This window comes from Cupriavidus sp. BIS7 (genome assembly GCF_000292345.1).
Taxonomy (GTDB): Bacteria; Pseudomonadota; Gammaproteobacteria; order Burkholderiales; family Burkholderiaceae; genus Cupriavidus.
Window position 1 is genome coordinate 56795 of record NZ_ALOU01000019.1, and the last position, 13908, is coordinate 70702.

Consider the following 13908-nt stretch of genomic DNA (forward strand, 5'->3'; position numbering starts at 1 on the left):
TTGCCCTCGGGTTTGTCCCCGTCCTTTTCATACATGACCCGGCTCTCGTTTCCTCCCGGCCCGTCCTTCCTCGACCAGGCCGCCACGGCGACGTGGTACTTCCTTGACCATTGCGGTCCGGCGGCGTCCGGGGCGCACGTGGTCGTGCCCACGGCCGCTCAGATTCCCGGCGTGCGCCAGGCACTGGATGCCGCCGCGCGTGCCGCCGGCCGGCCGCGGCTGCTGCCGCGCGTGCTGACGCTTGGCCACTGGCTGCTTGACCTGCCCCCCGACCTTGCCGCAGAACCCAGGCCCGCGCGCAGCCATGCCGCACGCCTGCTTGCCGTGCAGCAGGCCATTCGCGCGCAGGACTGGCTGCGGACTGCCTTTGGCGCCCAGACCGAAGGTGCGGCCTGGGGCCTGGCGCAGACGCTGTTGTCGATCAGTGACGAACTAAGCGCGCGCTGGCTCGAGGACGCGGCCGTCCGCGACGACGATGACATCGACGGTGCCGATCACGATGAGCGCGCCGAACTGCTCAATGGCGCCCTGCAGCGCACCTATGCCCATTTGTCGGAGCGGTTCCTGGGGCAGGAAGCCCAGATCGTCCTGGCGTTCTGGCAGATGCTCTCGGGCCCTGACGATCCGCTCCCGGTGCGGCGCCGCGCGTTGCAGCGGCTTGCGCAACAGGTCGCCGGCCCGGTGGTCTGGATTGGTCCGACGCCTCCGGAGCCGATAGAAGCAAGGTTCCTGCAGCAGGCCGGCGAACTCGTGCCGACGCTGGAGGTCGGCTACGACTGGTCTGGCGGCACACTGGACGACGGCGCATCCGGCTGGTACCGCTCGTTGCTCGCGCTGTGGCCAGAGGCCCGCCGCGGCGCCGAAGTTGAAGGCAAGGATGAAGGCGAAGGCGACGGTGAGGACGGCGGCGAAGACGTGGAACCGCTGGCGCCGCTGGCCTTGCCGCCGGAATTGCCGGCCGAACGCCCGCGCGTTCGCGTGATCGGCAGCGCGCGCTTCGAAGACGAAGCCACCGCCGCCGCGAGCCAGCTTGTGCAATGGCTCAACGAAGGCCGCAAGCATGTGGCGCTGGTGGCCCACGACCGTGTGGTTGCGCGCCGCGCGCGCGCATTGCTGGCGCGGGCCGGAGCGCCGGTACGCGATGAAACCGGATGGAAGCTCTCGACCACGCGCGCCGCTGCGGCGCTGATGCGCTGGTTTGACGTGCTCGCGCGCGACGGCGATGCCGCAGCCTTGCTCGATCTGCTCAAGAGCCCGTTCTGCCTGTCCGCGTTCGAGCATCGCGGCGCGGCCATCGCGCTGATGGAGCGCCAGATTCGCCGGGCCGTCATCACCGGGGGCTGGGCGAGGTTGCTGCACCTGTTTGCCGAGCGCGAACCAGCGGCCGGTGTGCCGGTAGATGCGGAAACGATGGAAGCCAGCGATGCGCTGCTGCAGACGCGCACCGCGGCACGCACGCTGATTGCCACGCTCGCGGATGAAGCCGCGCGGTGGCCGCGAGGGCTTGCGCAGCAGCCGCTTGCGGTCTGGCTCGAACGGCTCGATGCCATGCTCGACACGCTTGGCATGCGCGCCGCGCTGGCCGACGACGATGCCGGGCGGCAACTGCTGGATGCGCTGGCACGCATCGCTGAACTGCCCGAGGACGAGACCGGCAGCCACGCTACGCTGAACCAGCAGGAATTTCGTGCGATGTTGTCGGCCTTGCTCGAATCGGTGGCCTACAAGGAACCATCGGCGCCAAGCCAGTCGCGTATCACGATCCTGCCGCTCAACGGTGCGCGGATGCGCCGTTTCGACGGCGTCGTGGTGGTTGGCTGTGACGATGCACAGTTGCCGTCGAGCGCGGCCGAGCTAATGTTCTTCTCCAACCAGATGCGGCGGGAGCTTGAACTCGAAGACCGCGAGGCGCGCTTTGCCCAGCAGGCCCGCGACCTGGCCGAGGTGCTGCTCAACAATGACGACGTGGTGCTGACATGGCAACGCTATGGCAGCCGGGGCGAGCCGCATCACGTCTCGGGGTGGATCGAACGGTTGTCAGCAAGTTGCGCGCGCGCCGGCGAGCCGATCGAAGCCAGTGCCGCGCCGAGCCTGCACGACGCGTTTGCGCTGCCGGGCCATATGCCTGCGCCGACGGCACCCGAGCGCGTACCCGCACGCTGGAGCGCACAGGCATACAACATGCTGCGCCGCTGCCCGTACCAGTTCTTCGCGGGCCGCATGCTCGGGCTCGCCGGGCTCGATACCCTGAATGACGATCTGGAGAAGCGCGACATCGGCAATCTGCTGCACCGCGTGCTGCTGCAGTACCACGAAGAGATGCACGCCTCGGGCGAGCGCCGCAACGCTACCGATAGCGACCGGCGCCTGGCGCGCTTGCAGGAGATCTCGGCCACCGTCTTCGGCAAGCAGATCGATGAGGACGGCAACGCGATCAGCTACTACCGCCGCTGGTGCGAAGTTCTGCCGTCGTACGTGGCCTGGCAGGCCGCGCGCGAGGAAGCCGGCTGGCAATGGCGAGGCGGTGAATTCGATGCCGGTGTGGACGTGGCGATGCCGGATGGCCAGCCGTTGCATTTGACCGGCCGAATCGACAGGCTCGACAAGGGGCCCGATGGCGCGCACGCGGTGCTCGACTACAAGACGCAACCGGCCAGCAAGCTGCGCCGCAAGGTTGGCGATGCCGAGGAAGACTGCCAGCTTGCGTTTTACGGGCTGCTGCGCGCTGACGCCGTGGCGGGAAGCTGGGTGGCGCTGGAAGGCGTGAAGCAGGGAGGTCGCGACAGCTCGCCGGGCGCGCAGCGCGAAGTCGATCTGCCGGAGTTCCAGGCCGCCGTGACCTGGCTCGAACGTCAGTTGCGCCATGATGTCGGGCGCTTGCGCGAAGGGGCCCGGCTGCCCGCAATGGGCGATGCATCCGCCTGCACCTATTGCGAAGCTCGCGGCCTGTGCCGCAAGGGCTTCTGGGAATCCACCACCTTGCCCGATCTGCAGCGATGACGGAAATTCATGCCTATCTGCGCGATGGCCAGCCCGTTGGCGAAGCCGATTTCACGCGTGCCGCTTGTGACCCCGGCCGCTCCGTGGTGGTAGAGGCCTGCGCGGGCAGCGGCAAGACATGGCTGCTGGTGGCGCGTCTGGTGCGGCTGCTGCTGTCCGGTGCGGCGCCCCATGAAATCCTGGCCATCACGTTCACACGCAAGGCTGCCGAGGAAATGCGCGAGCGTCTGCTCGAAGTGCTTTCCCAGCTTGCCAGCGGGTCCGACGACGCGGTGCTCGCCCAGCTTGAAATGCGCGGCCTGTCTCCCGATGCCGCACGTGCGGCGTTGCCGCGCGCACGCATGCTGCATGCGCAGGTGTTGGCGTCGCCGGGGCGGATGGCGATCGACACGTTCCACGGCTGGTTCGGAACGCTGCTGCGTGGCGCGCCGCTGTCGTCGGGCATTGTTCCGGGCGCTTCGCTGCGTGAAGATGCGCTGCGCATGAAGCGGGAGGCGTGGGCGCCGTTCTGGCGCGCGCTGGCGCAACCGCAATATGCCGATCTGCGCGAATCGTACGAAACGCTGGTTGACGCGATCGGCGATTTTCAGGCTCGCGGTCTGCTCGACCGCATGTTCCACGCGCGCAACGAATGGTTTGCGTTCAAGGAGGCCGGTGATCCCGCGGCGAAGCTCGCCGAGGACCTTGGTGACGACGCCACGACCGACATCCTGACAGACGCGCTCTGCGACGATGACTGGATCGAGGATTGCGCGCAACTGGCAGTGCTGTTGGGGCGTGGCGGCAAGAGCGAGCAGGGGCATGCGTCGAAGCTCGTCGAGGGGCTGCGCGCGATTCGCGCGTGGCGCGATGCGGGCGCAGCGCCCGGTGAGCCTGCCGCGGAGGCCTTCCAGCGACTGCGTGCCGCGTTCTTTACCGATGCCGGCAAGCCGCGTTCGCTGCGCCGCACCGCCGCGCTGACGAAGGTTTGCGGCAGCGAGGGCGCGGTGGACGACCTGCTGGCGCACCATGCCGATCACTGCGCAAGGCTCGATGAAATTGCGGCACGCCGCGCCGAAGCCGCGGTGCTGGCGATCAACCTGGCGCTGTATCGCCTTGGCGATGCGCTGCTTGAACGCTACCAGCGCCACAAGGGCGATCAGCGCGCGATGGACTTCGCCGACCTCGAATGGCTCGCGGCAAAGCTGATGGCCGACGAGGAAACCGCGACGTACCTGCAGGTGCGCCTCGACGCGCGCTACCGCCATCTGCTGCTTGACGAGTTCCAGGACACGAACCCGCTGCAATGGCGCATTTTGCAGGGCTGGTTGGCGGGATACCAGGGGCTTGGCGACAAGCCCAGCGTATTCCTGGTTGGGGACCCCAAGCAGTCGATCTACCGCTTCCGCCGCGCCGACGCCCGGCTGTTCGATGCCGCACGCGAGATGCTGCAGGGCGAATTCGGTGCCACCGTGCTGCGCACCAATCGCACGCGACGCAATCGGCCGGAGGTGCTCGACTGGGTCAACGCGGTGTTCGACCATGCACGTGCGGAAGGCCGCTATCCGCTGTATGAAACGCAGACAACGGCGCTGGGTGGCCCGGGCGGCCCGGTGTGGCTGCTGCCGCTTGTGGACGCGGATGAGGTCAATGAGGCCGATGGGGTCGATGAGGCTGATGGCGCCGATGGCGCGGAGGCTGGTGAAGCATCCGGAACCGATGGCCATCGCGACACGCTGACCCAACCGCGCATCCAGCAGGCAGACTCCCTGCGCTACGAGGAAGGGCGGCGCGTGGCGGCATGGCTGCACTATCTGCGTGACCAGGTGCCTGTTCGCGAAGGCGATAGCTCACGCGCGGCAAGCTGGCGCGACATGCATCTGCTGGTGCGTCGCAAGACATTCCTGGCCGACTACGAACGCGCGCTGCGCGAGGCAGGCATCCCATGCCTGAGTCCGCGCCGAGGCGGCCTGCTGACGACGCTTGAGGCGCTCGATCTCTCGGCGCTGCTGGCGTTCCTGATGACGCCGGAGTCCGACCTCGACTTCGCACATGTCCTCAAGAGCCCGATCGTTGGGGCGACTGACGACGACCTGGTCCTGCTGGCCACCATGGAAGGCGAGGGCGGCTGGTGGGCGCGCATCGAGTCCGCCGGGCTGCCCGATGGGGCAACTGACGCGCTGCGCACCGGCGCGGTACGGCTGCGTGCGTGGCTGTCACTGGCGCCGCACAAGCCTGTGCACGACCTTATCGACCAGATCTACCATCAGGGCGAGTTGCGCCGGCGTTATGCAGAGGCCGCACCGACGGCGATTCGCGAGCAGGTGCTGGCCAACCTCGATGCGTTCCTGAAGCTGTCGCTTGATCTCGACGGGGGGCGCTATCCAAGCCTGCCCAAGTTCATCGACGAGTTGCAGGAAATTCGTCGTGGCGACGAGGACGAAAGCCCGGACGAGGGCGGCATGGGCGAGGCCGTGGAAGACACCGAGGCCGAGCCCGACGATGCCGAAAGCAGTCAGCTCGACGCGGTGCATATCCTGACCGTGCACGCGGCGAAGGGGCTGGAAGCGCCATTCGTGATTCTGCTCGACGCAAACCACAGTGACCCTGCCGCCGATCGCGGCGGCATCCTGGTTGACTGGCCGCCCGCGTCGCCTGTGCCGAGGCATTTTTCGGCCTACGGCAAGCGCAGCGAGCGCGGCCTGGCACGTGCACCGATGTTCGAGGCCGAAGCCTCGCTGGCCGAGCGCGAGAACTGGAACCTGCTCTATGTGGCGATGACGCGCGCGCAACAGGCGTTGCTGGTCAGCGGCGTCAAGGGGCGCGCAAGCAAGGCGGAGAAGGACGACGCGCCCGCAGCGGAGATCGCCGGAAGCTGGTACGTACGGCTGGCCGCAGCCCGTGTTGGCGACGAGATCACGGCGTACCCAGAAGCCGATATCGCCGCGGCGAATACCGTGGCGCCAGCGAGCGAACGTGTGCGCTATGCCGATTTCCGGCTGCGTTATCGCGACGCAACCGATGATGGCCTGTTGGCGCAGGATGTCGAGGCAGCCGATGACGGGGGGCCGGACGATGGCGAGGACAAGGAGGGCATCGTGTTCGATGCCGATGCGGCGGCACATGGCGAGTTGCTTCACGCACTGCTGGAACGCGTGACGCGCTACCCGGAGGCACATGGCGGCTTGCCCGATGTCCAGACGGTTCTGCGCTGGTTCCCGCTGACGGGCGCTGGCGCACCGAACGCACGCGAACGCTGGCAGCAGCAGGCCGACGCGGCAGTGGCGGACCTGCGCGCCATGCTGGGGGCGACAGCGTTGCGGCCGCTGCTGTTTCCGCACGATGCGGTGTCAGCGCACAACGAAGTCGAGCTTTACGATGATCGTGGCCGGCTGCTGCGGATCGACCGGCTTGTGGAGTTTGACGATCGCGTCGTGATCATCGACTACAAGCTCCGGCTATTGCCGCAGGAACATGCGGCCTATCGCGCGCAGCTGGCGCGCTATGTGGCGGCCGTGACGCCGATTTTCCCGGGCAGGCGGATCGAGGCTGGCGTGGCCACCGCGGCCGGCGAATGGATCGATCTGGAGAGCCTGCGCAGCGCGCCGAGGCAAACCGCGCCTATCGCCACGACGCATCAGGGGTCATTGTTCTGAGACGGGTGCCTGCTGCGCCTGTTTCTCAAAACGGGCGCACAATTGGGCAAAGCGGATGCAACCGGCGCACATGCCAGGCGCGTGCATCGGAAGAATGCAGGGGAATGCTGGAAAAACGCGGAGAAAAACAGAGGAAGGGGGACGAGCCTGACCCTCGGCACTGGTGGAAAACGGCTGTGGCTGCTTCGTTCCCGACCTGACCAGGTTGACCGCGCCGCCATGCGAGGAGGCCCGTCCGAGCGGCATTGTAACGCATCCTTTGGCGGTGCTCCCAATTTCGTACAATTGCCAAGGGCTTTGGTTGGTTATTTGATCTGACGCGGGGTTGGCATCCGTTCGTGCTGGCAGCATGGCGGGCGGCTATTTGATGCCGATAGGTTCTCATCTGACAGGCTGGGACATGAACGCAAACGACCAGATCCTCCGCGGTGCGCTCGCGCCGCAAGACATCTCCATTGAAGTCCTCCAGGAAAAGTACGCCAAGGGCGAAGAGCAGACCATCGACGACGTGCGTCGTCGCGTGGCGCGCGCGCTGGCCGAAGTGGAGGCCGCCGACAAACGCGAAGCGTGGGCCGCGCGCTTCCTGTGGGCGCTTGAAAGCGGCTTCGTGCCCGCCGGGCGCATCAACTCCGCGGCTGGCACTGGCATCCAGGCTACGCTGATCAACTGTTTCGTTCAGCCCGTGGGCGATTCGGTATCCGAGACGCGTGGCGGCAAGCCAAGCATCTATACCGCAGTAGCCCAGGCCGCCGAGACCATGCGGCGCGGCGGCGGGGTTGGCTATGACTTTTCCTCGATCCGGCCGGGCGGGGCGCTGGTACGTGCCACGCATTCGCGCGCGTCGGGCCCGGTGTCGTTCATGAAGGTGTTCGATGCCTCGTGCGCCACCGTCGAATCGGCCGGTGCGCGGCGTGGCGCGCAAATGGGCGTTCTGCGCTGCGATCACCCGGATATCGAAAGCTTTATCCACGCCAAGGACCGTGGCGACCTGACCAACTTCAATATCTCGATCGGCGTCACCGACGAATTCATGCAGGCCGTGGAGGCCGACGGAGAGGTCGAACTGGTCCATGAAGCCGAGCCTGGCATGGACATGATCGCCGCAGGCGCCTATCGCCGTGACGATGGCCAGTGGGTCTACCGCCGCGTACCGGCACGCCGCCTGTGGGACCAGGTCATGCAGGCCACCTACGATCATGCGGAGCCGGGCATCCTGTTCCTTTCGCGCATCAATGCCGACAACAATCTCTATTACTGCGAGACGATCGAGGCCACCAATCCCTGCGCGGAGCAGCCCCTGCCATCGTATGGCTGCTGCTGCCTTGGATCGATCAACCTGACGCGCTTCGTGCGCCAGTCGTTCACCGATCAGGCGAGTTTCGATTTCGAGGCGTTCGCCGAGGTCGTGCGCGTGTCGACGCGGATGCTCGACAACGTGCTCGATGTCACGTTCTGGCCGTTGCCCGAGCAGCAGGCCGAGGCGCAGGCCAAGCGCCGTATCGGCCTGGGCTTCCTTGGTCTTGGCAGTGCGCTGGTGATGCTGGGGGTGCGCTATGACACGGACGCCGCGCGCGAACTGGCTGGCCGCATATCGGAGACGATGCGCGACCATGCGTACCTGGCGTCGGCGGAGCTGGCCGATGAGAAGGGCAGGTTCCCGCTGTTCGATGCCGATGCCTACCTGAGCGGCGGTTTTGTGAGCCGCTTGCCGGAGCCCGTGCGCGGCGCAATCCGCGAGCACGGCCTGAGAAACTCGCATCTGCTCTCCATCGCTCCGACCGGCACGATCACGCTGGCCTTTGCTGACAACGCGTCGAATGGCATCGAACCGGCATTCTCGTGGACCTACAACCGCCGCAAACGGATGCCGGACAACAGCTACCGGTCGTTCGAAGTGGCAGATCACGCCTGGCGGCTCTATCGCCATATGGGCGGTGACATGGAGAAGTTGCCGGACAGCTTCGTCACGGCGCTGCAGATGTCGGCGATTGACCATATGCGGATGCTGGAAGCGGTGCAGCCGTATATCGACACGAGCATCAGCAAGACCGTGAACGTGCCGGAGGACTATCCGTACGAGGCATTCCGCAACCTGTACCTCGAAGCCTGGAAGGCGGGGCTCAAGGGGCTGGCCACGTACCGGCCGAACCAGGTGCTGGGCGCCGTACTGTCGGTCACCCCGGCCCCAGCCGCGCCGACGCCAGCCGCCCCCAGCGAGGACGACCCGCTGACCCGGCCGTTCGGCAGCCGGCCGCTCGGCGACCTCGAAGGCGTAACCTCGAAGGTCGAATACCTGACTTACGAGGGTCACAAGACCGTCTACCTGACCGTCAACTTCATGCGGGTGTCCGGCACCGTCGGCGGCCAACCTGTGACGATCGAACGACCGATCGAGTTCTTCATGCCGGCCGGGCAGCGTAGCGAAGGGCAGCAGTGGATCACGTCGACCATGCGGCTGTTGTCAATGGTGGCGCGCTCGGGTGGACCGATCGCCAAGGCGCTGGGCGATATGCGCAACGTCGTGTGGGACAAGGGCACGGTCCGCTACGGCTCGCTGGTGCGCCAGGACGGCACCGAGGTTCCGCGCTTCCATGATTCCGAGGTGGCGGCGCTGAGCTTTGCGATCCAGCGCATCCTGATCAAGCGCGGTTTCCTGGACGATGAGGGCGGCCAGGTGCCGGTAGCGGCGCTGGCCGCCCGTCTGGCGCGGCGTGACGGCGGGGAAGCGGCCGTTTCGCTGGCTTCGCCGGCCGAGCCGGCTCCCGCCGCCAAACTGGCCGCCGGAATCGGCACGGGCAAGCCGTGCCCCGAGTGTGGCGCGCACGCCCTGCACAAAGTGGACGGCTGCGCCAAGTGCGCCAATTGCGGGTATGTGGGGGAGTGTGGCTAACCGCTGACGGACGATGGCTGAGCCGCGCCGAGGGGGCGGTTCAGCAATTTAAGGGAATGGCGATTTCGCGGTGGCCGCAAGCGAATCAGAATTCAGGTGTTCCCGCATGGGAAGCCATCAACACTGATTCACGGAGCATCATCATGACAAAGACATTCCGCTTGACCACTCTTGCCGCAATGCTGGCGGCAGCCTCCTTTGGCTCCCATGCGGCGGAGACTGCTGATCTTGCAGTAAAAGGGACGATTCGACCGTCGGCATGCAATGTCAGTATCTCCGGTAATGGCGTCGTCAACTATGGAACGATTTCGGCGGTGACGCTCGCCGAAGATGCTGCGACCGCACTGGATCCTGTCGTTGTTTCGATGACAATCACGTGCGACGCGGCAACCAGAGTCGCTCTTTCCACGGCTGACAATCGTACTGGGACGGCAAACAGCGCGGCAGGTAGGGTGTTGGTTAACTATGGCCCTAGTTGGGCAGGGCTGGGAAATGCCGATGGTCAAGCGCTGGGTGCTTACACAATCCGTCTCGGCCCGAGTTCGGGCATGCAGGCGACTGGCGATGGCGAGGTCGTGCGGTCCATCTATTCGCACAATCTGACGAGCTGGACTGCGTCTGGTGATGGATATTCTATACACGGCATCCGAAGTTTCTCGTGGGCTGCCCCTGATACTACTGAGCCTGCTGCGTACACAACTATTGTCCAGCAAATTGGCGTGCAGGCTGCGATTGCTCCCAAGAGTCAATTGCCATCGCTGACTGGCGGGGTTCAGCTTGACGGAAACGTAACCTTCACTTTGCTGTATCTCTAACTTTGCCTGGTGTTCAGGCGAGCCGAGATCCCATGCCATAGGGTATGGGATTTTTTTTTAAGGGGTGTGCGCGATCGGGTGCTCGGTCTTGGCGGCGGCTGGCCGCACCGAATCGTGGTGCGCATCGACCACCGGCTTTTCAGGTCCGCCTTTTGCTACAATCGCCGCCATGAGTTATCAAGTTCTAGCGCGCAAATGGCGCCCCAGGGATTTCACCACGCTGGTCGGCCAGGAGCACGTGGTCCGCGCGCTCACGCACGCGCTGGAACAGCAACGGCTGCATCACGCCTACCTGTTCACCGGCACGCGTGGCGTCGGCAAGACCACGCTGTCCCGGATCCTGGCCAAGGCCCTCAATTGCACCGGCCCTGACGGCAGCGGCGGCATTACTGCGCAGCCGTGTGGCCAGTGCAAGGCCTGCATGGAGATCGACAGCGGGCGGTTTGTCGACTACATCGAGATGGACGCGGCGTCGAACCGTGGCGTCGACGAGATGGCGCAACTGCTCGACAAGGCCATCTACGCACCGACGGTCGGCCGCTTCAAGGTCTACATGATCGACGAAGTGCACATGCTGACCAACCACGCCTTCAACGCGATGCTGAAGACGCTGGAGGAGCCGCCCGGGCACGTCAAGTTCATCCTGGCCACGACCGATCCGCAAAAGATCCCGGTCACCGTGCTGTCACGCTGCCTGCAGTTCAACCTGAAGCAGATGCCGCCGGGCCATATCGTCTCGCACCTCGACCATATCCTGGGCCAGGAAGGCATCAGCCATGACGGCAGCGCGCTGCGTCTGCTGGCGCAGGCGGCCCATGGGTCGATGCGCGACGCGTTGTCGCTGACCGACCAGGCCATCGCCTACAGCGCCGGACAGGTTTCGGAAGAGGCCGTGCGCGGCATGCTGGGCGCGATCGACCAGAGCTACCTGGTGCAGCTGCTCGATGCGCTGGCCGCCGAAGATGGCGCCACCATGCTCGGCATCGCCGATTCGATGGCCGACCGCAGCCTGTCGTTTGCCGGCGCATTGCAGGATCTTGGCTCGCTGCTGCACAAGGTGGCACTGGCCCAGGCCGTGCCGGCATCGGTGCAGGATGAATGGCCCGAAGCCGAGGAAGTACGCCGGCTGGCCGGATTGTTCGACGCGCAGGAAATTCAGCTCTTCTACCAGATTGCCAATCTTGGCCGCAGCGAGCTTGCGCTGGCGCCGGACGAATATGCTGGCTTTACGATGACGCTGCTGCGCATGCTGGCATTCCGTCCGTCCGCGGCACCGGCCACGCCAGTGGGTGGGCAGGGCGGCGGCGGGCAGCAGGTGGCGCGTCCGCGCCCGGCTGGCCAGAGCGCCACACCGGCTCCCCGCGCCATGGCTGCCGCAGCTGCTGCGCCTGTGGCGCCTGCGCCGGTTGCGGTGGCTCCCGCGACTCCCGTGCCTGCGGCACCGGTGGCCGTGGTTGCCGCTGCTGCCCCTGTTCCTGTTGCTCCGGCTGCTCCAAGTACTCCAGTTGCCCCGGTTGAGGCATCCCCGGCTCCGGTTGCCAGCGATGCGTCCATGTCGCCCGCCCGTGCCGCGCTGGCCGCCGCGCGACAGGCCTCGGCAGGGCGAGGCGGCGCGCGTGCGATACCGGCTTCGCCGAACGCTGGTGTCAGTGCCGCTGCAGCCAGTCCGCGCCCGGCCGCCCAGCCGCTGCGTCCGCCTTCTGCCTCGCGTCCCGCCACGGCCGTCGCTCCGGCACCCGCACCAGTGGCGTCTGTGCCCGCTGCCGCCGACCGTCCGGCGCCTGCCGCCAGGCCTGCTCCGCAACCCGAGGCAAAACCCGAGGCCAAATCCGAGCCCAAGGCGGTGCCGCCGTGGGAAGCCGCAGGCGGCAGCGATGTGCCGCCGTGGGAGGAATTGCCGCCCGACCTGCCCGTGATCGGTCCATATGACAGCGACCCGGGTTACGACGCCAACTTCGGCGGATTCGACAATGGCTTCGAATCCGAAGGTTTCGATCGTGCACCGCGTGCCGCGCGCAAGGCTGCATCTGCACAACCGCCCGCGCAGGCCCGCAAGCCCGAGCCCGAACCGGAGCCTGCCGTGCCGTTGGCGCCTGCCGTGCCGCCGGTTGCCCCGCGTGCATCCGATGACGGCACGCCGCCCGTTTTCACGGGTGACTGGCCTGCGCTCGCCGCCGGCCTGCCGCTCAAGGGCCTGGCCCAGCAACTCGCCCATCAAAGCGAGTTGCATCGCGTGGTCGGACGTACGCTGCATCTTCGTGTACCGGTTGCCGCGATCGCAGAAACCAACGTTGCGGAGCGCCTGCAGGCCGCGCTTAACGAGCACTTCGGTGTCGATGTGCGCGTCCAGTGCGAGATCGGCGGCGTCACCCATACCGCAGCGGCGGTCGATGCGGCCGCGCGTGCCGAGCGCCAGCGCGAGGCAGAAGCCGATATCGACCGCGACCCGTTCGTACAGGGCCTGTTGCGTGAGTTTGGCGGGCAGATCGTGCCCGGTTCCGTCCAGCCGCGCGCAGCCTGATATACAGAGGCGGCCGCCCGGGATACAGGCTGCGCCGCCCACACCCATTCACACATATATCCAAGGAGTGATTCCATGATGAAAGGTCAACTGGCCGGGCTGATGAAGCAAGCCCAGCAAATGCAGGAAAACATGAAGAAGATGCAGGAGCAGCTTGCCCAGATCGAGGTCGAAGGCCAGTCCGGCGCCGGTCTCGTGAAGGTGTTGATGACCTGCAAGAACGACGTCAAGCGCGTCACGATCGATCCGAGCCTGCTGGCCGACGACAAGGATCTGCTGGAAGACCTGGTCGCCGCCGCGTTCAATGACGCCGTGCGCAAGGCCGAAGCCACCTCGCAGGAAAAAATGGGTTCGATGACCTCGGGCCTGCCGCTGCCTCCGGGCTTCAAGCTGCCGTTCTGATGACTGGCCTCATCCAGGCGGAAATGCCATGAAGGCGGCTCCGCCCACCTCGCTGCAAGCGCTGATCGAGGCGCTCAAGGTGCTGCCCGGCGTTGGACCGAAATCGGCCCAACGCATGGCATATCACCTGCTGCAGCATGACCGCGAAGGCGCGCGCAAGCTTGGCGACGCGCTGCGCGGGGCCGCCGATGGCATCCGCCATTGCGCGCGCTGCAACACGTTCACCGAGCAGGAAATCTGCGAGACCTGCCGCGATCCCGAGCGCGATGCGTCGCTGCTTTGCGTGGTGGAAACGCCGGCCGATCAAGGCATGATCGAGCAGACGCTGACCTATCGCGGCCAGTATTTCGTGCTGATGGGGCGGCTGTCGCCGCTTGACGGCGTCGGCCCGAAGGAAATCCATCTGGACCGCCTGCTGGCGCGTGCCACCGACCCCGAACTCGGCGGTCCGGTCAGCGAGGTGATCGTCGCCACCAATTTCACCAGCGAAGGCGAGGCCACCGCACACTACGTCGGCGAAATGCTGAAGGCGCGCGGGCTCAAGGTTTCGCGCCTGGCGCGCGGCGTACCAGTGGGCGGCGAACTGGAATACGTCGACGCAGGCACCATCGCCCGTGCCGTGATGGACCGCCGCACGCTGTAACC

General features: G+C 66.2%; 7 protein-coding genes and 1 other RNA gene. 7 read left to right on the top strand and 1 reads right to left on the bottom strand.

Annotation, left to right across the window (positions count from 1 at the left end):
• Window positions 1-33 precede the first annotated feature (33 nt).
• Together B552_RS0106760 and B552_RS0106765 are read left to right on the top strand one after the other, a co-directional pair.
• Entirely contained in the window at window positions 34-3000 is a 2967-nt protein-coding gene (locus B552_RS0106760; protein WP_026035396.1) for a PD-(D/E)XK nuclease family protein, read from the top strand.
• On the top strand, window positions 2997-6635 hold the full coding sequence (locus B552_RS0106765) for an exodeoxyribonuclease V subunit beta (protein WP_019448244.1): 3639 nt from the start codon (window positions 2997-2999) through the stop codon (window positions 6633-6635). The genes B552_RS0106760 and B552_RS0106765 overlap by 4 nt, the downstream gene beginning before the upstream one ends.
• A 137-nt stretch (window positions 6636-6772) precedes the next feature.
• Here B552_RS0106765 and ffs read toward each other — a convergent pair.
• Window positions 6773-6871, bottom strand: an RNA gene (ffs, locus tag B552_RS28300) — signal recognition particle sRNA small type.
• Between the two features lie 164 nt (window positions 6872-7035).
• On the opposite strand from ffs, the gene B552_RS0106770 reads away from it, so the two are divergent.
• The 5 genes from B552_RS0106770 (at window position 7036) to recR (ending at window position 13906) form a co-directional block, all read left to right on the top strand.
• On the top strand, window positions 7036-9525 hold the full coding sequence (locus B552_RS0106770) for an adenosylcobalamin-dependent ribonucleoside-diphosphate reductase (protein WP_019448245.1): 2490 nt from the start codon (window positions 7036-7038) through the stop codon (window positions 9523-9525).
• A gap of 143 nt (window positions 9526-9668) precedes the next feature.
• Window positions 9669-10340, top strand: a complete 672-nt coding sequence (locus tag B552_RS28305) for a DUF1120 domain-containing protein (RefSeq protein ID WP_085958765.1) — start codon at window positions 9669-9671, stop codon at window positions 10338-10340.
• 169 nt (window positions 10341-10509) lie between these two features.
• The gene (locus tag B552_RS0106780; RefSeq protein WP_026035397.1) at window positions 10510-12861 is read left to right on the top strand and encodes a DNA polymerase III subunit gamma/tau; all 2352 of its coding nucleotides are present in this window, start codon (window positions 10510-10512) and stop codon (window positions 12859-12861) included.
• Window positions 12862-12936: 75 nt separating this feature from the next.
• A complete protein-coding gene (locus tag B552_RS0106785; protein ID WP_019448247.1) occupies window positions 12937-13263 on the top strand; it encodes a YbaB/EbfC family nucleoid-associated protein in 327 nt (108 codons plus the stop codon).
• Between the two features lie 28 nt (window positions 13264-13291).
• On the top strand, window positions 13292-13906 hold the full coding sequence (gene recR / locus B552_RS0106790; RefSeq protein WP_019448248.1) for a recombination mediator RecR: 615 nt from the start codon (window positions 13292-13294) through the stop codon (window positions 13904-13906).
• Window positions 13907-13908: the final 2 nt, after the last annotated feature.

Excerpts from the sequence above, each read along its gene's own strand:
- B552_RS0106760 (WP_026035396.1), top strand. The coding sequence starts at position 34 with ATGACCCGGCTCTCGTTTCCTCCCGGCCCGTCCTTCCTCGACCAGGCC.
- B552_RS0106765 (WP_019448244.1), top strand. The coding sequence starts at position 2,997 with ATGACGGAAATTCATGCCTATCTGCGCGATGGCCAGCCCGTTGGCGAA.
- B552_RS0106770 (WP_019448245.1), top strand. The coding sequence starts at position 7,036 with ATGAACGCAAACGACCAGATCCTCCGCGGTGCGCTCGCGCCGCAAGAC.
- B552_RS28305 (WP_085958765.1), top strand. The coding sequence starts at position 9,669 with ATGACAAAGACATTCCGCTTGACCACTCTTGCCGCAATGCTGGCGGCA.
- B552_RS0106780 (WP_026035397.1), top strand. The coding sequence starts at position 10,510 with ATGAGTTATCAAGTTCTAGCGCGCAAATGGCGCCCCAGGGATTTCACC.
- B552_RS0106785 (WP_019448247.1), top strand. The coding sequence starts at position 12,937 with ATGATGAAAGGTCAACTGGCCGGGCTGATGAAGCAAGCCCAGCAAATG.
- recR (WP_019448248.1), top strand. The coding sequence starts at position 13,292 with ATGAAGGCGGCTCCGCCCACCTCGCTGCAAGCGCTGATCGAGGCGCTC.